This window comes from Synechococcus sp. PCC 6312, assembly GCF_000316685.1.
Taxonomy (GTDB): domain Bacteria; phylum Cyanobacteriota; class Cyanobacteriia; order Thermosynechococcales; family Thermosynechococcaceae; genus Pseudocalidococcus.
This window is the reverse complement of the sequence record NC_019680.1, coordinates 365,814-389,204: the sequence shown is the minus strand read 5'-3', so window position 1 is coordinate 389,204 and position 23,391 is coordinate 365,814. Positions and strand designations below refer to the sequence as shown.

Annotated in this window: 26 protein-coding genes and 1 pseudogene; 16 read left to right on the top strand and 11 right to left on the bottom strand. The window is 51.1% G+C overall.

Features of this window, described 5'->3' with window-relative positions:
* Positions 1-409: 409 nt before the first annotated feature.
* Entirely contained in the window at positions 410-916 is a 507-nt protein-coding gene (locus SYN6312_RS18100) for a hypothetical protein (protein WP_216594166.1), read from the top strand.
* On the opposite strand, the gene thrC is transcribed toward SYN6312_RS18100, so the two are convergent.
* On the bottom strand, positions 903-1,988 hold the full coding sequence (gene thrC, locus SYN6312_RS01855; protein ID WP_015123160.1) for a threonine synthase: 1,086 nt from the start codon (positions 1,986-1,988) through the stop codon (positions 903-905). The genes SYN6312_RS18100 and thrC overlap by 14 nt on opposite strands.
* 180 nt (positions 1,989-2,168) lie before the next feature.
* On the opposite strand from thrC, the gene SYN6312_RS01850 reads away from it, so the two are divergent.
* The 4 genes from SYN6312_RS01850 (at position 2,169) to SYN6312_RS01835 (ending at position 4,742) form a co-directional block, all read left to right on the top strand.
* Entirely contained in the window at positions 2,169-2,492 is a 324-nt protein-coding gene (locus tag SYN6312_RS01850; protein ID WP_015123159.1) for a phasin family protein, read from the top strand.
* Positions 2,493-2,558: 66 nt separating this feature from the next.
* On the top strand, positions 2,559-3,110 hold the full coding sequence (locus tag SYN6312_RS01845; RefSeq protein ID WP_015123158.1) for an FKBP-type peptidyl-prolyl cis-trans isomerase: 552 nt from the start codon (positions 2,559-2,561) through the stop codon (positions 3,108-3,110).
* A 13-nt stretch (positions 3,111-3,123) separates the two neighbouring features.
* Positions 3,124-3,915 (top strand): 3',5'-cyclic-AMP phosphodiesterase, encoded by a 792-nt coding sequence (cpdA, locus tag SYN6312_RS01840; protein ID WP_015123157.1) that lies wholly within the window; start codon positions 3,124-3,126, stop codon positions 3,913-3,915.
* A gap of 140 nt (positions 3,916-4,055) precedes the next feature.
* Positions 4,056-4,742 (top strand): bifunctional 2-polyprenyl-6-hydroxyphenol methylase/3-demethylubiquinol 3-O-methyltransferase UbiG, encoded by a 687-nt coding sequence (locus SYN6312_RS01835; RefSeq protein ID WP_015123156.1) that lies wholly within the window; start codon positions 4,056-4,058, stop codon positions 4,740-4,742.
* Positions 4,743-4,765: 23 nt separating this feature from the next.
* Here SYN6312_RS01835 and SYN6312_RS01830 read toward each other — a convergent pair whose 3' ends face one another.
* Together SYN6312_RS01830 and SYN6312_RS01825 are read right to left on the bottom strand one after the other, a co-directional pair.
* Positions 4,766-5,599 (bottom strand): TlyA family RNA methyltransferase, encoded by an 834-nt coding sequence (locus SYN6312_RS01830; protein ID WP_015123155.1) that lies wholly within the window; start codon positions 5,597-5,599, stop codon positions 4,766-4,768.
* A gap of 3 nt (positions 5,600-5,602) precedes the next feature.
* The gene (locus SYN6312_RS01825) at positions 5,603-6,877 is read right to left on the bottom strand and encodes a DNA repair exonuclease (protein WP_015123154.1); all 1,275 of its coding nucleotides are present in this window, start codon (positions 6,875-6,877) and stop codon (positions 5,603-5,605) included.
* 334 nt (positions 6,878-7,211) lie between these two features.
* On the opposite strand from SYN6312_RS01825, the gene SYN6312_RS01820 reads away from it, so the two are divergent.
* The 5 genes from SYN6312_RS01820 to lpxB are packed head-to-tail and all read left to right on the top strand — an operon-like array spanning position 7,212 to position 12,906.
* Positions 7,212-9,428, top strand: a complete 2,217-nt coding sequence (locus SYN6312_RS01820) for a BamA/TamA family outer membrane protein (protein WP_015123153.1) — start codon at positions 7,212-7,214, stop codon at positions 9,426-9,428.
* A gap of 5 nt (positions 9,429-9,433) precedes the next feature.
* Positions 9,434-10,333 (top strand): UDP-3-O-acyl-N-acetylglucosamine deacetylase, encoded by a 900-nt coding sequence (lpxC, locus tag SYN6312_RS01815; protein WP_015123152.1) that lies wholly within the window; start codon positions 9,434-9,436, stop codon positions 10,331-10,333.
* A gap of 1 nt (position 10,334) precedes the next feature.
* A complete protein-coding gene (fabZ, locus tag SYN6312_RS01810; RefSeq protein ID WP_015123151.1) occupies positions 10,335-10,823 on the top strand; it encodes a 3-hydroxyacyl-ACP dehydratase FabZ in 489 nt (162 codons plus the stop codon).
* A 57-nt stretch (positions 10,824-10,880) separates the two neighbouring features.
* Complete coding sequence (lpxA, locus tag SYN6312_RS01805; protein WP_015123150.1) at positions 10,881-11,705, top strand: acyl-ACP--UDP-N-acetylglucosamine O-acyltransferase; 825 nt, start codon at positions 10,881-10,883, stop codon at positions 11,703-11,705.
* 13 nt (positions 11,706-11,718) lie between these two features.
* On the top strand, positions 11,719-12,906 hold the full coding sequence (lpxB, locus tag SYN6312_RS01800; protein ID WP_015123149.1) for a lipid-A-disaccharide synthase: 1,188 nt from the start codon (positions 11,719-11,721) through the stop codon (positions 12,904-12,906).
* Here the strand turns inward: lpxB and trmB are convergent.
* On the bottom strand, positions 12,859-13,539 hold the full coding sequence (gene trmB, locus SYN6312_RS01795) for a tRNA (guanosine(46)-N7)-methyltransferase TrmB (protein WP_015123148.1): 681 nt from the start codon (positions 13,537-13,539) through the stop codon (positions 12,859-12,861). The genes lpxB and trmB overlap by 48 nt on opposite strands.
* A gap of 56 nt (positions 13,540-13,595) precedes the next feature.
* The gene (gene recF, locus SYN6312_RS01790) at positions 13,596-14,714 is read right to left on the bottom strand and encodes a DNA replication/repair protein RecF (RefSeq protein WP_015123147.1); all 1,119 of its coding nucleotides are present in this window, start codon (positions 14,712-14,714) and stop codon (positions 13,596-13,598) included.
* A gap of 594 nt (positions 14,715-15,308) precedes the next feature.
* Between recF and SYN6312_RS01785 the strand changes: the two genes are divergently transcribed.
* The gene (locus SYN6312_RS01785; protein WP_015123146.1) at positions 15,309-16,067 is read left to right on the top strand and encodes a methyltransferase domain-containing protein; all 759 of its coding nucleotides are present in this window, start codon (positions 15,309-15,311) and stop codon (positions 16,065-16,067) included.
* Entirely contained in the window at positions 16,067-16,576 is a 510-nt protein-coding gene (gene tadA, locus SYN6312_RS01780) for a tRNA adenosine(34) deaminase TadA (protein WP_015123145.1), read from the top strand. Before SYN6312_RS01785 ends, tadA begins: the two co-directional genes overlap by 1 nt.
* Before the next feature lie 64 nt (positions 16,577-16,640).
* Here tadA and folK read toward each other — a convergent pair.
* Positions 16,641-17,030 (bottom strand): annotated as a pseudogene (folK, locus tag SYN6312_RS20485) (2-amino-4-hydroxy-6-hydroxymethyldihydropteridine diphosphokinase); the annotation flags it as partial.
* A 118-nt stretch (positions 17,031-17,148) separates the two neighbouring features.
* On the opposite strand from folK, the gene btpA reads away from it, so the two are divergent.
* On the top strand, positions 17,149-18,039 hold the full coding sequence (gene btpA / locus SYN6312_RS01775; RefSeq protein ID WP_015123143.1) for a photosystem I biogenesis protein BtpA: 891 nt from the start codon (positions 17,149-17,151) through the stop codon (positions 18,037-18,039).
* Between the two features lie 51 nt (positions 18,040-18,090).
* Here btpA and SYN6312_RS01770 read toward each other — a convergent pair whose 3' ends face one another.
* The 4 genes from SYN6312_RS01770 to SYN6312_RS01755 all read right to left on the bottom strand — a co-directional run bounded on the left by SYN6312_RS01770 (position 18,091) and on the right by SYN6312_RS01755 (position 20,713).
* Positions 18,091-19,188 (bottom strand): hemolysin family protein, encoded by a 1,098-nt coding sequence (locus tag SYN6312_RS01770; protein ID WP_253276397.1) that lies wholly within the window; start codon positions 19,186-19,188, stop codon positions 18,091-18,093.
* Between the two features lie 162 nt (positions 19,189-19,350).
* Entirely contained in the window at positions 19,351-19,782 is a 432-nt protein-coding gene (locus SYN6312_RS01765) for a DUF4168 domain-containing protein (RefSeq protein ID WP_172636031.1), read from the bottom strand.
* A gap of 57 nt (positions 19,783-19,839) precedes the next feature.
* Complete coding sequence (locus SYN6312_RS01760) at positions 19,840-20,310, bottom strand: hypothetical protein (protein WP_015123140.1); 471 nt, start codon at positions 20,308-20,310, stop codon at positions 19,840-19,842.
* Positions 20,311-20,344: 34 nt separating this feature from the next.
* Positions 20,345-20,713, bottom strand: coding sequence for a hypothetical protein (locus SYN6312_RS01755; RefSeq protein ID WP_015123139.1), 369 nt, complete (start codon positions 20,711-20,713; stop codon positions 20,345-20,347).
* Positions 20,714-20,807: 94 nt separating this feature from the next.
* Between SYN6312_RS01755 and SYN6312_RS01750 the strand changes: the two genes are divergently transcribed.
* The 3 genes from SYN6312_RS01750 to SYN6312_RS01740 all read left to right on the top strand — a co-directional run bounded on the left by SYN6312_RS01750 (position 20,808) and on the right by SYN6312_RS01740 (position 22,968).
* Complete coding sequence (locus tag SYN6312_RS01750) at positions 20,808-21,239, top strand: TerB family tellurite resistance protein (protein ID WP_015123138.1); 432 nt, start codon at positions 20,808-20,810, stop codon at positions 21,237-21,239.
* A 157-nt stretch (positions 21,240-21,396) separates the two neighbouring features.
* Positions 21,397-21,804 carry a pentapeptide repeat-containing protein gene (locus SYN6312_RS01745; RefSeq protein ID WP_015123137.1) on the top strand — a complete coding sequence of 136 codons (408 nt, stop codon included), beginning with the start codon at positions 21,397-21,399 and terminating at the stop codon, positions 21,802-21,804.
* The gene (locus SYN6312_RS01740; RefSeq protein WP_015123136.1) at positions 21,805-22,968 is read left to right on the top strand and encodes a class I SAM-dependent methyltransferase; all 1,164 of its coding nucleotides are present in this window, start codon (positions 21,805-21,807) and stop codon (positions 22,966-22,968) included.
* A 24-nt stretch (positions 22,969-22,992) separates the two neighbouring features.
* Here the strand turns inward: SYN6312_RS01740 and SYN6312_RS01735 are convergent, their stop codons facing one another.
* Positions 22,993-23,304 (bottom strand): DUF6679 family protein, encoded by a 312-nt coding sequence (locus tag SYN6312_RS01735; protein ID WP_015123135.1) that lies wholly within the window; start codon positions 23,302-23,304, stop codon positions 22,993-22,995.
* Between the last annotated feature and the right edge of the window lie 87 nt (positions 23,305-23,391).

The following is a 23,391-nucleotide window of genomic DNA, read 5'->3' as shown; positions in this document are numbered from 1 at the left end:
CAACAAGGGTAGGACTCGTAAGGGTTTCAAGCATTTTCGTGTTTCATTTCTAAGCGAAAGGACTATACCTGCTGAGATCCATAAGGCTATCAATGTCTGTTAATTCCTCCCAAAAACTATCCGCCCCCAGAAGTTACTCCAGAGGCGGTCTAGCGGTCATCAATTGTTTGGATCAGACTGCCGGAAGGAACTCCGACATGGGGTCAAAGAACAACTCCGGCCTACAGCCAATTAGCCCCAAAACGATGACCCAATTGTTTACTACTATCTGACATGGGCATCACCTCCATTTCCCTGTACGGACTAAAGATTGATTTGAACTTCTACAAACTAACATGGTTTTCAAACAATAGGGAAGGGGTTTGTTAAAAATGATCTAGAAGAGGTTGATCCCAGGCCTGGAGCACCGTTGCAGCAGATGATCCCCTGGAGTGCTACCCAAGCTGAAGAATATAGGTTAATATCCGGCAAAGATGACCTGAAAATCGCCCAGATTACCGTTCTCCTAACCCAAAGCCAAAATTTTCTTGTGTCTGACCTTCCTGCTGATGTTCAACAAATTCGCCAACAACTCCAGGCCGCATTGGAGCAAGCCGCCCAGTGGCAACAACGGTATGAGTCCCAGGCCCAAAGGTCTTCTAGCCCTGTCTCCCGTCATCCCTCCCAACCCCCAGAACCACCTTCTAGCCAACCAGACACGACTCGGACAATCCCCGCCGAAATCCGCCAAGTCACAGATGTCACCGAGCTACAAAGACAACTCGCCCAGGCCCAGACTCAAATCGCCCAACTGAATGCCGCCCTCGCCGAAGAACAAGCCAATCACACCAAAACACGGCAAAACCTGACTAATGCCCTCGCTGATGCGATTGAAAACCTGACCCGCTTACGGAATCAACCCCCTAAAACCCCATAATTCCAGCAACATTGGCCAATTCGGGGACAACATTACGATGAAACTGGGTCGTCTCTTGTTGCAAAGCCGTATCGGGATCCTTGAGGCCATTACCGGTGAGGACGCAAACAATCGTGGCTCCACTAGGGATTTGGGCCTGATTTTTCAGGAGTCCCGCCACCGAAGCTGCACTGGCCGGTTCGCAGAAAATTCCCTCTTCTCCTGCCAACATGCGATAGGCCACTAAAATCTCGCTATCGGTCACGGCCTGAAAGTCCCCTTGACTGGCGGCGCGCACTGCTAAAGCCCGTTGCCAATTGGCTGGATTCCCAATCCGAATCGCCGTAGCAATGGTTTCGGGATGTCGACAAATTTCTCCGGTCACTAGGGGAGCCGAACCCGCCGCTTGAAAGCCCATCATTCGCGGTAAGCGTGTGCCTTTGTTTTGCTCGTGATATTGACAAAAGCCCATCCAATAGGCCGTAATATTTCCCGCATTCCCCATGGGGATACAGAGCCAATCCGGGGCATCCCCCAAAGCATCCACCACTTCAAAGGCGGCAGTTTTTTGCCCTTCTAAACGATAGGGATTGACAGAATTGACTAGGGTAATCGGGTAGGTTTCGGCCATTTCTCGGACAATTTCTAAGGCCCGGTCAAAGTTCCCCTGAATCGCCAAGACTTCCGCCCCATAGAGTAGGGCCTGGGCTAGTTTACCTTGGGCTACATAGCCTTCTGGAATGAGGACATAGGCCCGTAACCCTCCCCGGCGGGCATAGGCAGCAGCAGCAGCAGAGGTGTTCCCTGTACTGGCACAGATCACCGCCTTGGCCCCTGCTTCCTTAGCTTTGGAAATGGCCATGGTCATCCCCCGATCCTTGAAGCTGCCAGTGGGATTAAGACCATCGTATTTGACATAGACTTTGACCCCCCGGCCAATGGTGGCAGCAATCCGAGGTACGGGAATCAGAGGTGTGTTGCCTTCGTGGAGGGTAATAATTGGCGTGGTGTCGGAAACTGGCAAATAGCTCCGATAAGCGTGGATTAATCCCTGCCAGGCCTGGGCTGTGGGTAAAGTCAACGTCGAGGTCAAAGCGGTGCGTCCGATGATAAAACGAGGGTTTTCCGTATTTTCTAGTTTAAGGGATGGAATGCGTCTCTCCGGCTAGCTGGCCTGTAGATTCTCAGAACGCCCCCAGCTCATTGAAGTTCAAGACCCATCCTAAGCTAGATATTCCTGGCACAATAGAGGTATTTACCTTGCCGAGCTGCAATGGACAACAGTAATTTACTTCAGCAACTCCTCCTAATTGGGGTCGGGACAACGTCACTCATTACCGAAAAAGTCCGGGGGATGACCGATCAGTGGGTACAGGAAGGCCGTCTCAAACCCGACCAGGCCAAAGCCATGATTGATGATATTGTGAATCATCTCAAATCCGATGCCTCAGGGATTGAAGGGGGCTTGCAGCGGCAATTTCAGCAGTTTTTGGAAGAATTAGGCGTTCCCCAGCAAACGGAAATGGATGAATTACGGGGCCGGATTGATCGCTTAGAGCGACGGTTACGGGATTTAGAAAATCGCTTGTGGCAGTAGGGGAAGCAATTGACAGGCTAGGATCAATTCAATCGAATCATTTGCAAAACTGTCGGGGAGTTTTCTGTGCGAAATATTATAATCAGTCTAGCGGTCGTCGTTGTTTGTGCCCTAGTTATTGTGATTGCTCAACTGGTGACACCCACGGGGCCAGTTAATGCGAATCCCCTGGATCAGGGACAACCCACCAGTACAACCATCTCTACCGATCCGACTCCGCTCCTAGCCCAAGCTCCTTCTTTCCCCACCCAACCTATGACTCAATCTTCTGACGCTGATTACACGACCACACCCTCAGGCTTGAAATATCGCGATATTAAAGTCGGCACAGGGGTTGAACCCAAGAAAGGGCAAGTTGTCGTAGTGGACTATACCGGTACCCTGACCAATGGCAAAACCTTTGATAGCTCACGGGATCGGGGACAGCCATTTCAGTTCACCATTGGCGTGGGACAAGTAATTAAGGGTTGGGATGAAGGGGTCGGCACCATGCGGGTTGGGGGCCGCCGCGAACTGATCATTCCAGCAAACTTAGCCTATGGCTCTCGGGCTGTGGGGGGGGTCATTCCGGCAAACTCTACCTTGGTGTTTGATGTGGAACTCTTAGGGGTCAAGTGAGGCTGGACTGGAGATGGTTCGCGCCCTACATCTGGTGCAAGTCACTGACACCCATTTGTTTGCCGAACCCACTGGAAAACTTTTGGGCTTGGTTACGGCTGATTCTTTCCAATCGGTACTGACAGCTGTCCAGGCCCTAGATCCCTCGCCTGAGATTTTAATGCTGACGGGGGATTTAGCCCAAGATCACCAAGCTAAAACCTATCAATATCTGCGCTCCTTGACCGCCTCTTTAACGACTCCAATTTATTGGCTGCCGGGGAATCATGATCAGCCAGAGTTGATGGTGAGGGAACTAAATCATCCCCCCTTCAATGCCACCAAAGCATTCCAGGCCAGGGGTTGGCAATTTATTTTATTGAGTTCCCATCTACCTGGCCATGTTCACGGTCACTTGAGCGAGGAAACCCTAGCAAATTTAACTCAGCAACTCCAGAGGTCGCCAAATTCACCCACCTTGGTTGCCCTCCATCATCCTCCCTTCCGGGTTGGTTCCCAATGGTTAGATGGCAGTCGTCTGGATAACCCCGAAGATTTGTTTGCAGTCCTAGAGGCCTTTCCCCAAGTAAAGTTAGTCCTGTTTGGACATATTCATCAGGAGTTTCAGCAGGAGCGACAAGGGATCACCTATCTTGGTACACCTTCGACCTGCATTCAGTTTTTACCAGCAAGTCAAGACTTTGGCTTGGAGCCAGTGGGGCCAGGATTTCGGCAGGTCTGGTTATATCCCGATGGGGCCTGGACAACGAAAGTGACGCGGGTTAATTTCTCAACCTTGGTTGATCCGGCTGCTACGGGGTACTAAGCAACGTGATTCGTATTATTATGCCCCACGTCCTCGGCGGGGAAGAGTTTTGCCCCTGAGTTGCTGGTGTTCAAAATTATGCTATTGAGGCTATCAGCGGGGCTATCATTCAGTCCTGAGATGTCGAATATTGAATCAACATGGACAAGAGTCTGACGCAGAAAATACGGAATGACTTCGATTGCCTTGCTCTGCATGATCAGGAGGGATGGGATCACAATAATCACTATCACCGTTTCCTCCTTAAGCAGTTACCCTCTCAACGTCAAGTTGCGCTTGATATTGGTTGTGGAACAGGAGAATTTTCGCGTCTTCTGGCAAAACATTTTGAAAGGGTTATTGCAATCGACCTATCTCCGAACATGATCCAGGTTGCCCAGCAGCGTTCAAGACGGTTTTCAAATCTTGATTTTCAAGTTGCTGATGTCTTGCAATGGGAGCCAGGAGCCGAACAATTTGATGCGATTATATCTATTACCACCCTTCATCATCTGCCAGTTGAAAGGTTACTCCCTAATCTGAAAGCTGTTTTGAAACCGGGTGGCAGATTGATAATCTTAGATTTGTTAGAACATGAAAGTTGGCGAGATCAGTTAAGCGATTTTGTTGCAGTTCCTCTCAATTGGCTATTTCAGGTACTCAAGAATAGTCATATCCGGCAATCACCTGAAGCAACAGCAGCAATGAAAGAGCATCTCTGCACAGACAAGTACCTTACTATTTCGCAAGCACAACAAATTTACATAAGCTCATTGAGGATAGTAAAAGTCAGACAACATTTGTTTTGGCGTTATTCAGTGGTTTGGGAAAAGCCAGCAGCGGCATAAGGTTCAACTTTGATCTGGGTCTCCTAAGAATTTTGGTGACAAATCTCTTGAATCTGGGCAAGGGTGAGGGGATGCTGAGGAGCGTATGTATTTAACCACAGGAAAAATTCGCGATTACCGGCCGGCCCCAGCAACGGGGAAGGGGTTAAGCCTTGGGGCAGCCAACCGAGATGTTCAGCCGCCTCTAGGACTTTTTGAATCGCCTGGGCCTGGGCTTTGGCATCTTTGACCACGCCATTTTTACCCACCAGTTCCCGACCCACCTCAAATTGGGGCTTGACGAGCAGTAGCAGTTCTTTGGGGGCAATTAACAGATTTACAAGGGCGGGCAAGATCTTCGTTAGGGAAATAAATGAGACATCAGCAACCGCCAAGTCCGGCCGGGGATCATCAGGTTTGTAAAGATCACTTGGTATCAGATAACGAATGTTAGTCCGTTCTTTGAGAATGAGGTGGGGGTTTTGCCGGAGTCCCCAATCTACTTGTCCGTAGCCAACATCAATCCCATAGATCCGACTTGCCCCGGCCTGGAACAGACAATCACTAAATCCCCCCGTGGAAATGCCAGCATCCAGACAGATCCGCCCGGCTACAGCAATGGGGAATTTTTTCAAGGCTCCGGCCAGTTTTTCCCCGCCACGAGACACATAGGGTGGGCGTTGCTTGATCTCAATCTCGGCTTGGGGAGAAATGAGGGTACTGGGCTTATCAATGATCTCCTGGTTGACGCTGACCTGACCGGCCTGGATCAGCCGCTGGGCCTGTTGGCGGGAGAGGGGGCCGCTAGGGTCTAGACTCAGTTGGCGCTGGACAATCAGCAGGTCTAAGCGTTGTTTAGGAGGTTTACCCGCAGCCATAGTTTAGAACGTGCTCCCGGTGTCCCCAAGCAAGCCTACCCCTGCTAGCAGAGCCGCAACATAGTCATACTGCTCTTCGGGGGCATCCTGCTGCAAAACCCGCGCTTTTAAATCGGCTAATCCGCTAGCCAAGGTTGTCGCCACGTCTCGATAGGGGGCCTGGGCAGCGAGTAAATCCGTAAAAACAGTCTGTTCAATCTCCAAGCGACTGGGTAGTTCTGGGCCGTAAAAGGCGGTTTCGTAGGTGGTGATGGTTACATCATATTTGAGTAGGAAAATTAAAGCTTGGCTCTTGGCGTGTAATTCATCTCGCAATTGACGGACATCGAGTTCCGATCGCTCAAAGCCAATTTGACCCGTGATGCGTAGTTCGACAATGGCCGCAGGCGTTGCTGATGAGTGGGACAGAACTAATGCTTGGGCTGCTGCTTCAATCTGCTTTGGCAGTTGGTCTGGCATGACCTCCAAGTGCAGCCGCAGGATGGGCCGTTGCTGGTAGTCTCGTTGGAGTTGGGCGTTAATTTTGCCCCGCTTCAATTCAACTAGATAAACTCCCCGTGGGGTTTGAGCTTGGCTTTCTGCAATGGAGTTAGCTTCTACAGAACCCGGATTGAAAATCCAATTCTCGTAGCTATAGTTGCGGTGAATATGCCCAAGGGCCAAGTAATCCACACCCGCATTTTTCAGGGGCAGCAGGTCTTGATAGCGTAAGGCTCCGGCATAACGGGCGATTTGTCCTTCCAGGCCTTGGTGAAACAACATCACTGTAGTCGTGGGGCCGGACGGAAGTTGGTGAATTTGGGCCGCTAAAGTTTCGATGGCCGTTACCGCAGCCGCCCCATACCAACGGGAGCCAATCACCCGCACCCCGCAGGCCAGATCCAGATACCCCCCGGTTCTGGCCGATTCATCCCAGGCCTGGAGGGTTTCATTCTCGTCTGGCTCCAGCAAATAGAGTAATCCCAAATCCGAGAGATATTTCAGCCAACTGGTTTTTGTGCCGTAGGGGCGATAGTCATGGTTGCCCTCAATGGCCAGCACGGGAATATTAGCTGCTTTGAGTTGATTGAGAACCACTTGGGCCTGGTTTAAGGTGGCGGGAAGAATTTGCCGTTGCTCAAATAAATCCCCGGCGATCACCACAAAGTCCACCTGTGCCTCCAGGCCATAACGGATCACCGCATCCTGAAAGGCAAAGAAAAAATCTAACGTCCGCTCTGGATTGTTGTACTTGTCAAATCCCAGATGAACATCGGCCAGATGGAGAAAACGGGGCATAGGGCAGGTTTAAACCCGATGGGGGGCTGAGAACATGGGCGGGCCATCAACAAGCTAGCACTGGAGAAGGAATCAAAAATCAGTGCATAGGGGCCGCTGCCCAGGCGTAAGCCTCAAGGTAAAGATACCTGATCTGGCCCATTTTTGGCGGCCGAGTCAGGGTCACAAAGGCTCATGGTGGTGATCATCGGCAGATAAATTCGACTTGTGGGACGATTGGGGGTAAGTTAAAAACCTATCTTAATCAAGTTACTTTCCTTGTCATGGAACTGGGATGCGGTAAAATACGTCCCGATGGCTGGGTATTATTACCTCTTAGTGTGTGGTGTGCCGCGTGACAGAAAAACTATTTTTACTCCTCAGCCGTGCGTCTGGCTTCTCAGGACTTTTAGCTCTCCCAACAGTCTTGGCCTGGGGGTGGCTGGTTCCGGCGTTATCGGCCCAAGCAGAACCGGATATTTCCCCTCTTAACTCTGCACTTGTTGCCAATCCGGTTGAGTTTGGACAGGGGGGGGATAATCCGTCTTTGAGTTCCCCAGGGATGACCCCGGCCCAGCCCGGTTCGGCAGAAACTCCATTTGAGACCCGTTTACCGCCACCCCTAGCCCCGTTCCCGATTGCCCAGGCCCCAGCCCCTCCGTCTGCCCCCACCACTACAGAAACCCCTGCCCCCCCTGCCGCCTCATCCCCAGCAGTCCCAACTCCCTCTGACGCAACGCCGCCTGCCCCAACTACCTCCCCACCTCCCGCTTCACCCCCCCCAACGACCACCCAACCCCCTGCCCCTGATGAACCGCGGGTTTTAATTGCTGAGGTGGTTGTCCAAGGGGCGAAAACGCCAGAATTGGAGCAATTAGTCTATCAAGTGATTTCAACCCGGCCTGGAGGAACTGCAACTCGGACGCAACTGCAACAGGATGCCAACGCCATTTTTAGTACCGGCTTTTTTGCCGATGTCAAAGTCGATCCCTCAGATACACCCTTGGGGGTACGGGTCACCTTTGTGGTTCAACCCTATCCAGTCCTACGGGGTGTGCAAGTGGCCGGCAATCAAATTCTTAAGCAGGAGAAAGTAACGGAAATCTTTGCTCCCCAAGTGGGCAAGAATATTAACCTGCGCCAAATTCAAGAAGGCATTGAGCAAATCAACAAGTTCTACCAGGATAACGGCTATATCCTTGGCCAAGTCGTGGGTACGCCGCAAGTGGATCCGGATGGGGTGGTGACGTTGCAAGTGGCGGAAGGGGTAGTCGAGAAAATTAGTCTCAAGTTCCTCAACAAAGAAGACGAACCGACCAAGCAAAATACTCAAGACTTTGTCATTCTCCGGGAACTACGCACCGAACCTGGCAGTGTTCTGAATCAAGATACGGTTCAAAAAGATCTGAAGAGCCTGTTTGACTTAAACCTGTTTGAGGATGTCAAGGTCAGCCTGGATCCTGGGGAAGATCCCCGTAAGGTGGTCATGGTCCTAAACATCAAAGAGCGAAACACAGGCAGTATTTCCGCTGGGGCTGGGTATAGTTCTGCGGCGGGTTTGTTTGGGACAATCAGTTTTCAGCAAAATAATCTTTTTGGACGTAATTATAAGTTTAATTCGGAAATCCAGGCCGGGACTCAGGGGGACATTCTCTTTGACATTGGCTTTACGGATCCCTGGATTAAGGGAGACCCCTATCGGACATCCTATACAGCGAATATCTTTAACCGCTTGACCGTGCCCTATGTGTTTACCGGTGGCCCCACAGAAGTCACCTTAGCGAATGGAGACTGGGTTCGGATTAACCGCCTGGGGGCCAGTATCTTCTTTACCCGGCCGTTTACCACAGACCCCGATCTAATGCCCAAGGCCTGGACGGGTTCTCTTGGCTTGCAGTATCAAAACGTCTCCTCCCGAGATGCCTCATTGGCCATTGTCTCCACCGATGAGCTAGGGGACTGCTTGACCTTTAGTTGTACGGGGGTGGATGACCTATTAACAGTACAGGCGGCGATTTTACGGGATTTACGCGATGACCCTCTCCGGCCAACCAGTGGCTCAGTAATCCGAGTTGGCCTGGAACAATCCATTCCGGTTGGCTCCGGCAGTATTTTTATGAGTAAGTTTCGGGGCAGTTACAGCTATTTCATTCCGGTGAAGTTCCTCCGCTTTGATGGCCCCCAAACCATTGCCATTAACCTCCAGGCCGGGACGGTGGTGGGCGATTTACCTCCCTATGAGTCCTTTACCTTGGGTGGTGTGAACTCAGTCCGGGGTTGGGGTGAAGGAGAATTGGGCAGTGGACGCAGTTTTATCCAAGGGACTTTGGAGTATCGTTTCCCCATTGTTAGTATTGTTGGCGGCGCGCTCTTTGTTGATGCAGCTACAACCCTTGACTCACAAAGTGCCGTATTTGGGATTCCAGGGGTCGTCCGCGGCAAACCAGGGGAAGGCCTGGGCTATGGGGCAGGGGTACGGGTGAATACCCCCCTCGGTAATATTCGGATTGATTTTGGCTTTAATAACCAAGGTGGGAGTGCCATCAGCTTTGGAATTGGGGAGCGTTTCTAAAATCAATGCCTGAAACTTCTTTACCTGGGATCACGTTTGCGGTTCCTGCTCACGGACAACTGTTTCCAGCCCAAAAAACCCTGGCCCAGGCCATCACGATTACGGGCGTAGGACTCCATTCCGGCCTGGAGGTGAGGGTGGAATTGCAACCCGCCGCGGTGGATCAAGGGCGACAATTTAGGCGGATAGACTTAGGGGATGGCCCCATGATTCCCGCCCAGATAGAGTTTGTGAGAGCTACCCAACTTTCGACAGAATTAGCCACCGAGCAGGGGTCTGTCCGGACGATTGAGCATTTATTAGCGGCGTTGCTTATTGCTGGCGTGGATAATCTCGTTATTGCCTTGGATGGCCCAGAAGTCCCCCTTTTGGATGGCTCGGCCCAGGCCTGGTTGACAGCCCTCAGTTCTGTGGGTCTGATTCAGCAAAATGGCCCCAAAGTCCAATCCTTTCTCGCAGAGCCGGTCTATGTCCAGGCCGGAGATAGTTTTGCCCTCGCGTTACCGGCCCCAGAAACTCGCCTCACCTATGGGATTGATTTTTCCGACTATGCGGCGATTGGCCAACAGTGGTTTAGCTGCCTGGTGCGAGATTTGGCCAGTGAAATTGCCCCCGCCCGTACCTTTGGCCTGGCCGAACAAGTTGCGCAACTGCAAGCAGCGGGATTGATCAAAGGTGGTAGCCTAGAAAATGCTTTGGTTTGTAGCCATTCTGGTTGGGTAAATCCTCCCTTGCGCTTTATCAATGAGCCAGTCCGTCACAAGATCTTGGACTTTTGGGGAGATTTAGCCCTGTTGGGAACACCCCCTGTCGCCCATTATGTAGCGTACAAAGCGAGTCATACCCTTCACACCCGTTTAGCCCAGGCCATTGCAGCTACTCCCCCTTCTACCCCGTCTCCCTAAAATGCCCACCTTGACCTCCCCTGCGGCCCAGGCCTCGACCCAACCCGACCCTAATCACTCGGTTTTATCGGTAATTGAAATTCAAGCCCTCCTTCCCCATCGCTATCCATTTTTGTTGGTGGATCGAATTATTGATTATGTCCCAGGGTCGCGGGCTGTTGGCCTCAAAAATGTCACGGTGAATGAACCCTTCTTCCAAGGTCATTTTCCGGGGCGACCGATCATGCCGGGGGTGTTGATTGTCGAAGCCATGGCCCAAGTGGGTGGCGTGATTCTCATGCAAATGGGGGATCTAAAGGGTAAATTATCCATGTTCGCTGGGATTGACAAGGTAAGGTTCCGCCGCCCCGTTACCCCAGGGGATCAATTAATTTTAACAGCGGAATTGATCTGCATTAAACAACAGCGATTTGGCAAAATGCAAGGGAAGGCAGAGGTGAACGGACAACTGGCCTGTGAAGGAGAGATGATGTTTTCCTTAGTGGATTGAGTATTGCCCCCTTCCCCCCTGAGCAAGTCCCCCCCACTGCGGGAATTTAGGATACCCATGCAAACCCTGATTCATCCCACGGCTGTTATTCATCCTGATGCAGAGGTTGACCCAACTGTCCAAGTTGGCCCCTACGCAGTGATTGGCGCGGGTGTGAAAGTGGGGGCGGATACCCAAATTGGGGCCCATGTGGTTCTGGCGGGGCGGACAGAAATTGGACAACGCAATCAAATCTTTCCAGGAGCGGTGATTGGCACTATTTCCCAGGATCAAAAGTATGCCGGGGCCGACAGTGGGGTCAGGATTGGGGATGATAACTGCATTCGGGAATATGTGACGATTAACTGTGCCAATGGGCCTGGGGAAGTGACTCAAATTGGCAACGGGAATTGGCTTTTGGCCTACGTTCACATTGCCCATGACTGTGTGATTGAAGATCAAGTTGTGATTACTAATGCCAGTTCCATTGCTGGTCATGTTTGGATTGAATCGAAGGCGCGGATTGGCGGCATGGTAGGCATTCATCAATTTGTCCGGATTGGGCGGTTGGCCATGATTGGGGCGATGGCGCGGGTGGATCGGGATGTGCCGCCATTTATGTTGGTTGAAGGGCATCCGGCCCGGATTCGTGCCTTGAATCAGGTGGGCTTAAGGCGTTCCGGCTTGGATGATCGGGAAATGTCTATCCTCAAGCAAGCCTTTCGGCGCATCTATCGCGATGACTTACCCTTAGAAAAAGCCTTAAATAGTTTAGAGACCCTAGAACCCTGTGAATCGCTCGGTCATCTGAATCGCTTTCTGAACCAGGCCCAGACCCCCGGTCGGCGCGGCTTAACTCCAGGGAATAAAAACACGCCCTCTGAGTCTCGCGAGTCCACTTAAGGTCAGGCTGGGTATGACAAAAAACTTCAAGATTTTCATTAGCACTGGTGAAATTTCTGGTGATTTGCAAGGGGGTCTCTTAGTCGCCGCCCTCTTTGACCAGGCCCAGCAACGGGGGTGGGAATTGGAGATCACCGGCCTGGGGGGACAACGGATGGCAACCGCTGGAGCCAAAATTATTTACGACACCCGCCGAATTAGTTCCATTGGTTTTGTCGAGGCCCTGCGCTATGTGGCCCCCACGCTGAAGTTTCAAACTCTAGCCAAAAAATATCTCCAGGCCAATCCCCCGGACTTAGTGATTTACATTGATTACATTGCCGCCAATCTAACCTTGGGCCAATATATCCGCAAAAATCTCTCAGTTCCCACCGTCTATTACATCGCCCCCCAGGAATGGATCTGGTCTCATAGCCAAAAAACAACTCAAAAGCTGATTGAGATTAGCGATCAGATGATTGCCATCTTTCCCGAAGAAGAACGGTACTACAAAAAACACGGGGCAAACATTACTTGGGTCGGGCATCCCCTCGTGGATCGGGTCAAAAATGCTCCCAAGCGTGACCAGGCCCGGCAACAGTTAGGGCTTAAAGCCGATGAATTGGCCATTGTCCTGTTTCCAGTCTCCCGTTATCAAGAAATTAAGTCCCTATTGCCTCTATTTCTAAGGGCCGTCAAAATTATTCAAGCCCAACTCCCCCAGGCCCGGTTTTGGCTTTCCCTCTCATTGGCTCAGTATCGAGATGAAATTGCAGCTACGGTTGCAGAGTTTGGCCTGGACATTCCGATTTTAGAGGATCCCTTGTTGTTGATGGCCGCTGCGGATTTGACCCTGGCCAAGTCAGGAACCGTCAACCTAGAAATTGCCTTAATGAATGTTCCGCAAGTCGTGGTTTATCGGATCAATCCTTTCGGGCTGTGGCTCTATCAGACGTTCTTGAAGTTTGATTTAGATTACGTTTCCCCACCTAATTTAATTGCCATGGAGCCAGTTGTCCCGGAACTCCTCCAAGAAAACGCCACGCCTGAAAAAATTGCTGCCACTAGCTTAGATATTCTCCAAACTCCCCAAACCAAAGCTCAAATGTTGGCGGGCTATGATCGGGTCAAGCACCTGGCTGGAGAACCGGGAGCCGTCCACCGTGCCGCCCAATCAATTCTCAACCTCTTGGCGCAAGAAACCGCAACGGTAAATCGGTAGCTGATAGAACTCAACCCGCTTTTCTCGTTCTGTTTTCACAGGTAAAGGATTTTCCCCTAGCCAGCGCCCCTGCTCCAAATCACTACATATCTCGCCTAGGCCATATCGAGCCGGACAACCCACCTTAAATAGGGAATGTTCAGCAAACGTTTCCCGCATTTGTACGGCCACCTCTAAAACATCCGATTGCAGAAAGACAAAACCACCGGGTTTGATGATTTGGGCCAAGGCGGCGACCAATTCTGGCTGAACCAGGCGGCGTTTCTGGTGGCGGCGTTTGAACCAGGGATCTGGAAACTGAATTGTGACTAAATCCACAGTGGCAGGAGCAAAAACCTGGGACAGGGAAACATTGGCATTGGCAAATAGATAGGATAAATTCCCTAAACCTCTGGCCTGGGCGATTCCATTGGCTTCATCCACGAGGACTTTCCGAATTTCTAAACCCATAAAGTTCCAGTTGGGACAAATTTCCGCCATCTCCAGAACAAATCGTCCCCGTGCACAACCAATATCTAAATGCAAGGGCTGATCCGGATGAGCAAAAACAGTCTCCCAGGCCGGAGTTTCGATGGGGGTTTGAAACTGGCGACTGAGGGGATTAACGTGCTGGCGAGTGCGAATGTAGGGCATTAGTCTAGGCTAAATCGGGAGTGATCACCTTCCCAGCGTAGTGGGTTGAGGTCGAGTTATGGGAGGGTTGGATTCACTCGGCCGGCCTTGACCGTCATCACTTGGGCAGCACTTAACCAGGCCGGGTCAAATGCACCTAAATGAGTTGTGGTGATGATCGTTTGGAAGCGATTTTCAATAGTCCCTAGAAGTTGATTTTGGCGTTGTAAATCCAGTTCCGCTAAGACATCATCCAACAGTAATAAGGGCGACTCTCCAATCACAACCTCAATTAACTCCAATTCCGCCAGCTTCAAGGCTAAGACAAGAGTGCGCTGCTGTCCCTGGGAGCCATATTGTCGGGCTGGGGTGCCATTGATCAGTAACTCGACATCATCCCGATGGGGGCCAACTAAGGTCGTGCCTTGGATCTGTTCGGCCAACGTCCGAGCTTGTATTTTTTCCATAAAGGCTTGCCAGAGGTCTTCTGGGGCCTGGGTGGGGGCCGTTACATTTGCCCCATAGTTCAATTGCAGGTGTTCCCGATGATCGCTAATTTTCTCCTGCCAGGCCTGGGACAGGGGCCCTAACCGTTCAATCAGCCGATGTCGCCGCCGCATTAACCGAACTCCCGCTGTCGCCAGTTGTTGATTCCAGAGGGGCAGTTGGCTGGCATCCGTGGTTTGGTTTAGGACTTGTTTCAGGAGGGCATTGCGTTGGCGGAGAATGTGTTGATAGGTCTGCCAAAGATGGGCATAAATGGGTTCTAGTTGGGTCAAGACCCGATCTAACCAGGCCCGCCGCTCTGTTGGCCCCCCCCGCACCAGGTCTAAATCCAAGCTGGAAAATTGCACGGCATTGAGATGTCCCAAAAAGTCCAGAGATCGAGGCACTAACTCCCCATTCACCAATAAACTCCGCCGCCCACTTTGTCGTAAAACAGCCCCCAACTCTAAGGGGCCACTGGCACGCACCATCTCTGCTTGGATCAGGGCCTGGGGTTGCTCGGTTTGAATTAAATCCCGATCTCGACCCGTGCGATGGGAACTAAGGCAAGCCAACCACTCCACCGCTTCTAAGAGGTTGGATTTACCCTGGGCATTTTCACCCACTAGAATGATTTTGGGGGCCTGGAACTTAACCTGTTGTTCAACATAATTCCGAAAGTAGCGCAGTGAAAGATGCTGGAGATACATCCCCTTGGCCTGGCAGAAATGGTCACACAGCAACTTTAGCCGTCAACTAGAGGATGAGCAAGGGTAATGCTGGCTATTGACTTTGCTATCTGTGATCAGGGCGTAATGGTCTAGCTCAGAATAGAGAGATAACATCTGAGTCATCGGAGAGATCTGTCGCCGTTTGATCCCCCCGCTATCCTAAAGAAGATGAAATGCTCCAATGATGCAGGAAATGCTGACTCAAAATTGCGAGCCAACCTGATCAATTATCATCAAGACTAAGACCATGAATCAGTTAGTAACGGCGATCATTGATAGGGGGTTTTCAGGCTATTGAACCTTACCAGCTAATGGTATCTCGGCGTTGGACATGATTTGGGCAGGTCGTGACACCCCAACATTAGCTGATGGGACTTCTTGCACATTTGACGTTTACATGGGAGCTGTGGTTTGAGATGGTCAATATCGCGAGATTTACATCAATAAATCAGAAACAATTCCTCTGACTGCAATGCGGTTGTTGTACGGCTACGAGTTGCGGATTCAAGCTATAGAGGCAGGAACTGCTACGATTGAAGCCTTGACTGAGAGCAAGTTGAGAGGAGATGCCTTATGACCCAGGCCTGGAATTCCCACACCTATGCCCAGAATGCTCGTTTTGTCACTGATTTAGGGTTGCCGGTTGTGGAATGGCTGGCACCAAAAGCTGGGGAAAAGATTCTTGATCTAGGCTGTGGCGATGGGGTGCTAGGGGCAAAAATAAAGGAGTTTGGTTGCGACGTAGTCGGTGTTGATTCCAGTCCCAACCTGATTCATGCCGCCCAAGGCATTGGATTAGATGCTCGCTGCCTCAATGGTCATCACCTGAACTTCCAGGCCGAGTTTGATGCAGTGTTTAGTAATGCGGCTCTACACTGGATGCAAAAACCGGATCAGGTGATTGATGGGGTTTGGCGAGCCTTAAAACCAGGGGGAAGATTTGTTGGTGAGTTTGGTGGTCATGGGAATATTGCCACAATTCAGACAGCCTTAAACATGGCTTTAGAAAAGCGGGGGGCTAATCCAGCAGCCATCAATCCCTGGTATTTCCCCACTGTTGAGGAGTATCAGGATCGCTTAGCTGCCATAGGGTTTACAGTTAATCAAATTGTGCTGATTCCCCGGCCCACCCGGCTTCCAACTGATATGCGGGCCTGGCTCACAACATTTGCTCAACCTTACCTAAGTCTGATTACGCCAACTGAGCGAAATACCTTTTTAGAAGAGGTCATCACAGACCTAAAACCCATCTTGTGTGATGTTTTCGGGCAATGGTTTGCTGATTATGTGAGATTGCGATTTTCAGCGAGTAAGCCCCTCCATTTGCCATAATGTCTTTTGCCATCCCTGAACCACCCGGCCTGTCCCATGAATACTGGATGTCCCAGGCCATGACTCTTGCTGCTGCTGCGGGAGAATTTGGAGAAGTTCCAGTTGGAGCTGTAATTGTCGATAGCCAGGGTCAAGTTGTCAGCACTGGGGCAAATCGCCGCCAACGAGACAATGATCCCACCGCCCATGCCGAAATCATTGCCCTCCGCCAGGCCGGACAAATCCTCGGAACTTGGTATCTGACGGAATGTACCCTCTATGTCACCCTCGAACCCTGTCCGATGTGCACTGGGGCGATTCTCCAGGCCCGGATTAAAACCCTGATCTATGGCACAACCGATCCAAAAGCAGGCGCAATGGGAACCGTGATCAATATTCCCACCAGTCCGGCAGCCTTTCATCGCTTGGAGGTGATCGGGGGGGTTCTGGGAGAAGACTGTCGAGCACAACTCCAGGGCTGGTTTCGGGAGCATCGGCAACGGGCCAAAGAGAAATTCCCTCAGGAGTAATCTCTTGGGCTAAGGCTGCGATCGTTTTACCTGTGACCGGATCTCGCCCCTGGGGATAAATCTCCACCAAGGGAATCAAGACAAACCCCCGCTCACGGAAATAGGGATGAGGAACCGTCAGAGTTGGACTGTTAATGATTGAAGCGCCATAGAGAATTAAGTCTAAATCCAATGTCCGTGGGCCCCAATGGATCGGCCGCTGACGTTGGGCCTGAGTTTCAATCGCTTGTAGAGCAGTTAACAGGCCTGGGGCAGATAATGTTGTTTCCAGCAGCAGACAGCCATTTAGATAATCCGGCTGTGGTGGCCCAACCGGGTGAGTTCGATACCAGCGAGAACAGGCTATTAGGCGCACTTCAGGTAGCGTGGCAATGCTTTCAACCGCCATGTTTGCCAGGCTCAGGGAATCTCCCAAATTACTCCCCAATCCCACCACTGCCACCACAGAATCCATCATAAAAAGAGAATCCCCCCGCAGGATATACTATTACCTAGGCTATTTTTAGCTCAACTCTTTTTCCTGCCTTGTCTGCCTTAGCCGCCGTCCACCTTAGCTTGATCGAAATGCTGTTGTGAGTTTACAGCCCCTTTTTGCCTCAGCCTGCCCTGTTATTGGAGTTGTCCATCTCCTGCCTTTACCCACATCCCCCCGTTGGGGCGGCAGTCTTAAGGTTGTGATTGACCGAGCCGAACAGGAAGCAACGGCCTTAGCCGCAGGGGGGGTCGATGGCATTATTGTCGAAAACTTCTTTGATGCTCCCTTTACCAAGAGCCAAGTCGATCCAGCCGTTGTCAGTGCGATGACCTTAGTAATCCAACGGCTGAAAAATCTCGTCACCGTCCCCTTGGGAATTAATGTTTTGAGAAATGATGCCCACAGTGGCCTGGCCATTGCCGCTTGTACGGGGTGCCAGTTTATCCGCGTCAATGTTCTGACCGGGGTGATGGCCACAGATCAAGGCCTAATTGAAGGACAAGCCCACCATCTCCTCCGCTATCGGCGGGAATTAGGTCAAGATATTAAAATTTTTGCTGATGTTTTAGTTAAACACGCCCGTCCTTTAGGTAGCCCCAATCTCACCACCGCAGTCGCCGATACCATTCAACGAGGCCTGGCAGATGGAGTGATTTTATCCGGTTGGGCCACCGGCAGCCCGCCTAGTCAAGAAGACCTAGAACTCTCCATAGATGCTGCCAAAGGTACCCCCGTCTTCATTGGCAGTGGAGCCACTTGGGAAAATATTCCGGACTTGATCCGGTTCGCCAACGGGGTAATTGTGGCCAGTTCTCTGAAACGGCAAGGCAAAATTGAACAGCCCGTTGATCCGATTCGGGTGAGTCGGTTTGTGGCTGCCCTCCGCCATGCCTTAGCCACGGAAGAGTCCATTGAGGGGGCCAAAGAACTGCCAAAACCTGCTACTGCTTCGATGGCTCTACCCACACCCACGCTGCCCCTCGGTTGAGTCCACAGACTATACATTAAATTCATCAGGGTTTCCGTCACCGGAACAGTCCTAGAGCTTGGGGATCATCCGGCGACTGCGCGGACGTAACCAGGCCCGTAAATCTGTTTCGTCATAAATTTCCCCAACCAACTCCTCCAAAATGTCCTCAAGGGTGACCAGGCCAACGGTTCCTCCATATTCATCCACAACAATGGCCAAGTGGAGTTGTTGCACCAGCATTTCCTTCAGTAGATCTGCAAGACGTTTTGTTTCCGGGACAAAGACTGGGGTATCCATAGCACTGACAACAGATTGATTCCCTTGACTTTCTAAAACCTTGAGGGCTTGTTTGAGATTAATCACCCCAATGATCGTGTCTTTGCTCTCCTCTTGGACAGGAATCCGGGAATAGCCTGTTTCTAAGCAAATACTAATCAGGTCTTGAAGGCTGGCTTCTTTGGCAACAGTTTGCATTTCTGTGCGCGGCCGAACCACCTCGCGGACACTGAGTTTATCTAGGGCAAGGGTTTTATTGAGCAATTGCCGTTTTTGGAGATCAAGCTGGCCCCGCCCGCCTAAGATTTCAATCATCAGTTGGAGATCCTGGAGGGATTCCCCCTGGTGGGTCGGATTAGGTTGGAGCAGGCGTAACAGGGCTTGAACCACTTTCTCCAAGATGAATATTAGCGGCCAGAGAATCACCGATAGCCAATAAATGGGGCGGACAACCACCTTAAAGATCGCCATCGCATTGGTAATCGCCAGGGATTTGGGTGTAATTTCCCCAAAAACCAAGGTGAGGAGGGTAATCACCCCCGTTGCCAGGCCAATGGAACCACTCCCCAGCCAAACAGCAAAAATGTTCCCGGCTAAAATGGCCGATACATTATTGACGAGATTATTCCCCACCAGCAACGTGGACACAAATCGCGTCCGATTTTCCAAGACCAAGCGGAATAGGCCTGTTGGATCCCCCTGCTCCTTGATTAAGGCCCGTAGTTTTAAGTTGTCTAGGGCTGTAATTGCCGTTTCCGAGCCAGAAAAAATTGCCGACAGGACAAGCATCAAGACCAAGACTGCCACATCAAAGCGCAAGTCACCCAAGACTGGCTCACTGGCAAACACAGGCAGTGGCGGGGATAAAACTGTAAAAACTAGACTGCTCAAGGACTTAGGATCATCCAACAAGCTAGATCACCCGGCCAGGCATTACCCAGATCATGCTGTCCCGAATCTAGCAGAATTTAGTCTAACGGATTTAGGGATCCCCTGCTGATGGTGATAGGGAGAATCTTAAAAGCTTTGGGCCTGGGCAGTTTGGGAGGATGCTTATTTCTTTTGCAGGCGCATCATTTCATATTGAACGCGTTGGTAGAGACCAGGATTAGCGTGAATTTGTTGGGTAATGTTGTTAAATTCCTCGGGGGTGAGGTCATATTTTTTGAGAATTTGCGTGGATTCATTGAAATATTGGCTACAGAGATTATCTAGGCGGGGGGAAGCGAGATTTTTCGGCTCGGCTAAGCAGCTATTGCGGGGGACTTGACCGGAAAACATTTTCTGGGCCTGGCGATAATACTTCAGGCGAATCGGTTCAATGGCTAGTACGGCCTGGGCATAACTACTGAGTTGGCTATTGCTAAGGGTTGTTGTCGGACTAGGAGCAATGACTTGGGCCTGGGCGGTCGTGGTCAACCCACTTAGGCCGAAGATGGTCAATAACCCGAAACCGCAAGCAAGACGCTTCAGTGATTTGGACATTAGGGATGAGCCGCAACGTAAGGGTAAAGTCTGCATGGATCGGGGATGCACTACCAGTTATGAAGGGTTTAGGGAGAGAGGAGTTCCCAGGCCAGGGTCTGTCCCCATCCGTAAACGCTTTTGCAAATGTGCTGCCCAGTTCACCGCTAGGGTAATGTCGGTAAAGGGAATCGCGTAGGGTTGCCCCAGGTTGTTAGAACCATCCTGAGGGATTAAAACTAGCTCAATCTGGTGGGCCGGGGCAGGTGGATCAGTGAGGGTAATGGGCTGGTGATCAACCCAGACTTGCACTATTTGGATTTGGCTAAGATCAATAATCTGTAGGTTGTCAGGGCCACGGCGAGTGGGTTTGCCCCAGGTTAATTGGGTTTGATTTAGGCCTAAAACGGCTCGGACATCATATTTGGCGGTCTCAAAATCCTTGGACCAACGTTCATAGGCCTGTAACTTTTGCCATTCATGCCACCCCAGGCCAGCCAGGCCAAAGAAGACTAATAACAGCGGTAACCACAACAATCCATGTAGCATTGGGTTTGACCTCTCCCACCTTGACGGGGTTTGTTTAATCCTCTAGGGCCTGGGAGCGCACCTCAACCGCAGCCACATCAATGGTTCCCGGCGGTGTTTGCCGCACAAATTGGCGATTCTCAACGTCCACAGCTTCACCACAATTAGGGCAGCGGGTTTTACTATTAACGAGGCTGGCAAATTCAAAACCACACACTGGGCAGGGGGCCTGGATTAGGTTTTGTCTTAACCAGAACCGCAAACCAATCACGATCAGAATCGGAGTCACGGCCAGGATCACCAACAAAATCACAAAGGACTTAACCAGCCAGCCCAGGCCCAACGCCCCCAAGGCCCAGACCACCAAAATTAGGGTCAACCAAAAGCGCAAACTGGGGCTGACATACAGCGAGTTAATGTTCACAAATGTTCCTCAAGGCCGCCGTATCCCCCATCATAAGGAATAGTTGCCCTGTGATCATCCTCATTGCGCTCCTGCACTCTAGTCATCCGCTCCTATGAACTATCCTCAACCCTATCTCCGGCAAATAATCGCCATTATTATTGGTGCGGCCTGGGCAGATGGCAGTCTTCAACCCACAGAAGTAAGCTATCTCCAAAAACTCTTAAGCCAATATCACCTGCAAGAAGACTCCGAATTACAGTCACTCTTAGCTGCCCCTGTACCTCTAGCCATCACGGAAGAGTTGATCGCCACCTATCTCCCCGACTCTACCGCCACCGAACGACAAAAACTCCTCGTGGATATTGGCACGCTCTTAATTGCCGATGACGTTGTTTCTCCCCAAGAGCATCAACTGTTAGACGACTACTACACGCTCATGGCAGAAATTTCTCCTCTCCCCGAACCTGGCCCCACCTTGGTGACAACTGTCGGACAACAAGTTCGCAAAGGACTCAAAGCAATTTTAAGCAAAATCCATCCCTAAGACTCTTGGCCCTAGCCGTCCACCTAGGTTAAGGGAAGAGTAGGCTGTGGTGGTGAGATTTAGGAATTCTATGGCAGAAGAGCGGGATCATCATCATCAGTCCCTAGAATAGGAATTGGGGAAAATTCACCATAAATTTGTTTTTTTTCGCTTTTTTATGTCCAATCCCAGTTCTACCCCAGGCCCCGCTAAACCCAACTTCCTAGAGCGTTACGCGCCCTTTGTGCTGAATCAGAAGAAAGCCACTGATTTGGTGCAAGCCTATGGCCAGGGAAAACGTGATTTTCAAAGAATTGATCTAAGTGGAGTCAGCCTTGCGGATGTGGATTTAAGGGGCATTGACTTCAGCGGGGCAACTTTAAACAATGTTTCCTTGACCAACGTGAACCTGGGGGGAGCAAAGCTCATTGAAGCCAATTTAGTCAATGCTCGGTTAGTGACTGTCCAACTCCGAGGCGCCAACCTGAGCCGGGCTAATCTGCGGGGGGCAATCCTGACTCAAACCACCCTTTCCCAGGCCACCCTGAAAGCCACCACTCTCCCCAATGGGCATTTATCTCCTTAAGTGAACTCCAAACCCCTGCCAGATTTTCTATCCCAGGCCTTGCTCTCTGCCCCAGACCAACGGGTTACCTTTGCGGAATTTATGGAGCGGGTTCTCTACGATCCCACATTTGGCTATTACAACCGCGACTCGGCCCCAATGGGCAAAACTGGGGATTACTTGACATCACCGCACCTTAGCCCGGACTTTGGCGAATTAGTGGCCGTCCAGTTGGTTCAGATGTGGCAAGCCTTAGCCCAACCCGCATTATTTACAGTTGTGGAAATGGGAGCAGGGCAAGGGGTTTTGGCGGCTGATATTTTGCGGTTTTGTCAGGCTGAGTATCCCGACTTTTACCAGGCCTTGAGCTATGTGATTATTGAACGCTCCGAGAGGCTACGGGAAACCCAAAAAAATCAACTCAGGAATTGGGCAGAGATTGATCGAGCTATCTGGCGGGATTGGGGGGATATCCCTCTAGAGTCTGTGGTGGGCTGTTTTTTATCCAATGAATTAGTCGATGCCTTGCCTGTCCACCGGGTTTGTTGGCAACAGGGAGAACTTCAGGAAATCTATGTCCGACTCAATGAGTCCCACAATCAACTAACAGAAGAACTTGGCCCCCTCTCCACCCCAGGCCTGGCCACTTATTTTGAATTTCTTGGCTTGAATTTGACAACCCCACCCTATCCAGACGGGTATCGCACCGAAGTGAATTTAGCCGCCCTCGATTGGTTAACTGCAGTCGCGCACCGCTTAGCCCAGGGGTTTGTTCTGACTATTGACTACGGCTACCCAGCAACGACCTATTACCACCCGAACCGCAGCGATGGCACCTTACAAGCCTATTACCAACACCGACATCACAACAATCCCTATATCCATCTCGGACAACAGGATTTAACCGCCCATGTGGATTTCACAACCCTAGAACGCTGGGGAGAGCAACAGGGCTTAAGATCACTGATTTTGACCCATCAGGCCCCTTGGTTAATGTCCCTGGGATTGGCTGAGCGTTTGCGGCAAAATAACCAAACCTCCGGTGACATCAATCACGCCCTCCGCCGCCGGGCTGCCCTGCAACAGTTAATTGACCCTCTGGGCCTGGGAGGATTGCGAGTCTTGTTGCAAGGAAAAGGGGGCAAAACCCTTCAGCCCTTGAGAATGCTCGCCCTAGATATCTGAGGCCAACTTGTTCCAGAGTTGAACCTAATCGGGATTGACCTCTGGGGAAGGCTTAGGTAGTTGCTCGGCTTCTGGGCAATCCTCAGAGACCAAAGGATCAGAAAAGCCACGGGGTACAGAGGCTAATTTGCGGGTAATCGCCCCAATACTTTCTAGGCGCACCATTTCTTCCCAAGAGCAAACCTCATCCTCTTCATCTGTCTCATAGCGAAGGGTGACTAAATCTCCCTCAATTTCCACAATCTGAGCCCGATCAATCAGGCGTTGTTGGTCTCGCAGATATACCCCAATCTCCTGGCCATCTGTGTACAGTTGGTAGAGCTTACGATGCAACATAGGGCATTTCTCCTGAGCGGAATCTGGTCAAAAGCAAAGCACAACCCCTAACCATTGCCTGACAGTCTAGGCCATGACCTGATCTTT

Excerpts from the sequence above, each read along its gene's own strand:
- SYN6312_RS01850 (WP_015123159.1), top strand. The coding sequence starts at position 2,169 with ATGGACAACAGTAATTTACTTCAGCAACTCCTCCTAATTGGGGTCGGG.
- cpdA (WP_015123157.1), top strand. The coding sequence starts at position 3,124 with ATGGTTCGCGCCCTACATCTGGTGCAAGTCACTGACACCCATTTGTTT.
- SYN6312_RS01835 (WP_015123156.1), top strand. The coding sequence starts at position 4,056 with ATGGACAAGAGTCTGACGCAGAAAATACGGAATGACTTCGATTGCCTT.
- SYN6312_RS01830 (WP_015123155.1), bottom strand. The coding sequence starts at position 5,599 with ATGGCTGCGGGTAAACCTCCTAAACAACGCTTAGACCTGCTGATTGTC.
- SYN6312_RS01825 (WP_015123154.1), bottom strand. The coding sequence starts at position 6,877 with ATGCCCCGTTTTCTCCATCTGGCCGATGTTCATCTGGGATTTGACAAG.
- lpxC (WP_015123152.1), top strand. The coding sequence starts at position 9,434 with ATGCCTGAAACTTCTTTACCTGGGATCACGTTTGCGGTTCCTGCTCAC.
- fabZ (WP_015123151.1), top strand. The coding sequence starts at position 10,335 with ATGCCCACCTTGACCTCCCCTGCGGCCCAGGCCTCGACCCAACCCGAC.
- lpxA (WP_015123150.1), top strand. The coding sequence starts at position 10,881 with ATGCAAACCCTGATTCATCCCACGGCTGTTATTCATCCTGATGCAGAG.
- lpxB (WP_015123149.1), top strand. The coding sequence starts at position 11,719 with ATGACAAAAAACTTCAAGATTTTCATTAGCACTGGTGAAATTTCTGGT.
- trmB (WP_015123148.1), bottom strand. The coding sequence starts at position 13,539 with ATGCCCTACATTCGCACTCGCCAGCACGTTAATCCCCTCAGTCGCCAG.
- recF (WP_015123147.1), bottom strand. The coding sequence starts at position 14,714 with ATGTATCTCCAGCATCTTTCACTGCGCTACTTTCGGAATTATGTTGAA.
- SYN6312_RS01785 (WP_015123146.1), top strand. The coding sequence starts at position 15,309 with ATGACCCAGGCCTGGAATTCCCACACCTATGCCCAGAATGCTCGTTTT.
- tadA (WP_015123145.1), top strand. The coding sequence starts at position 16,067 with ATGTCTTTTGCCATCCCTGAACCACCCGGCCTGTCCCATGAATACTGG.
- SYN6312_RS01765 (WP_172636031.1), bottom strand. The coding sequence starts at position 19,782 with ATGTCCAAATCACTGAAGCGTCTTGCTTGCGGTTTCGGGTTATTGACC.
- SYN6312_RS01760 (WP_015123140.1), bottom strand. The coding sequence starts at position 20,310 with ATGCTACATGGATTGTTGTGGTTACCGCTGTTATTAGTCTTCTTTGGC.
- SYN6312_RS01750 (WP_015123138.1), top strand. The coding sequence starts at position 20,808 with ATGAACTATCCTCAACCCTATCTCCGGCAAATAATCGCCATTATTATT.
- SYN6312_RS01745 (WP_015123137.1), top strand. The coding sequence starts at position 21,397 with ATGTCCAATCCCAGTTCTACCCCAGGCCCCGCTAAACCCAACTTCCTA.
- SYN6312_RS01735 (WP_015123135.1), bottom strand. The coding sequence starts at position 23,304 with ATGTTGCATCGTAAGCTCTACCAACTGTACACAGATGGCCAGGAGATT.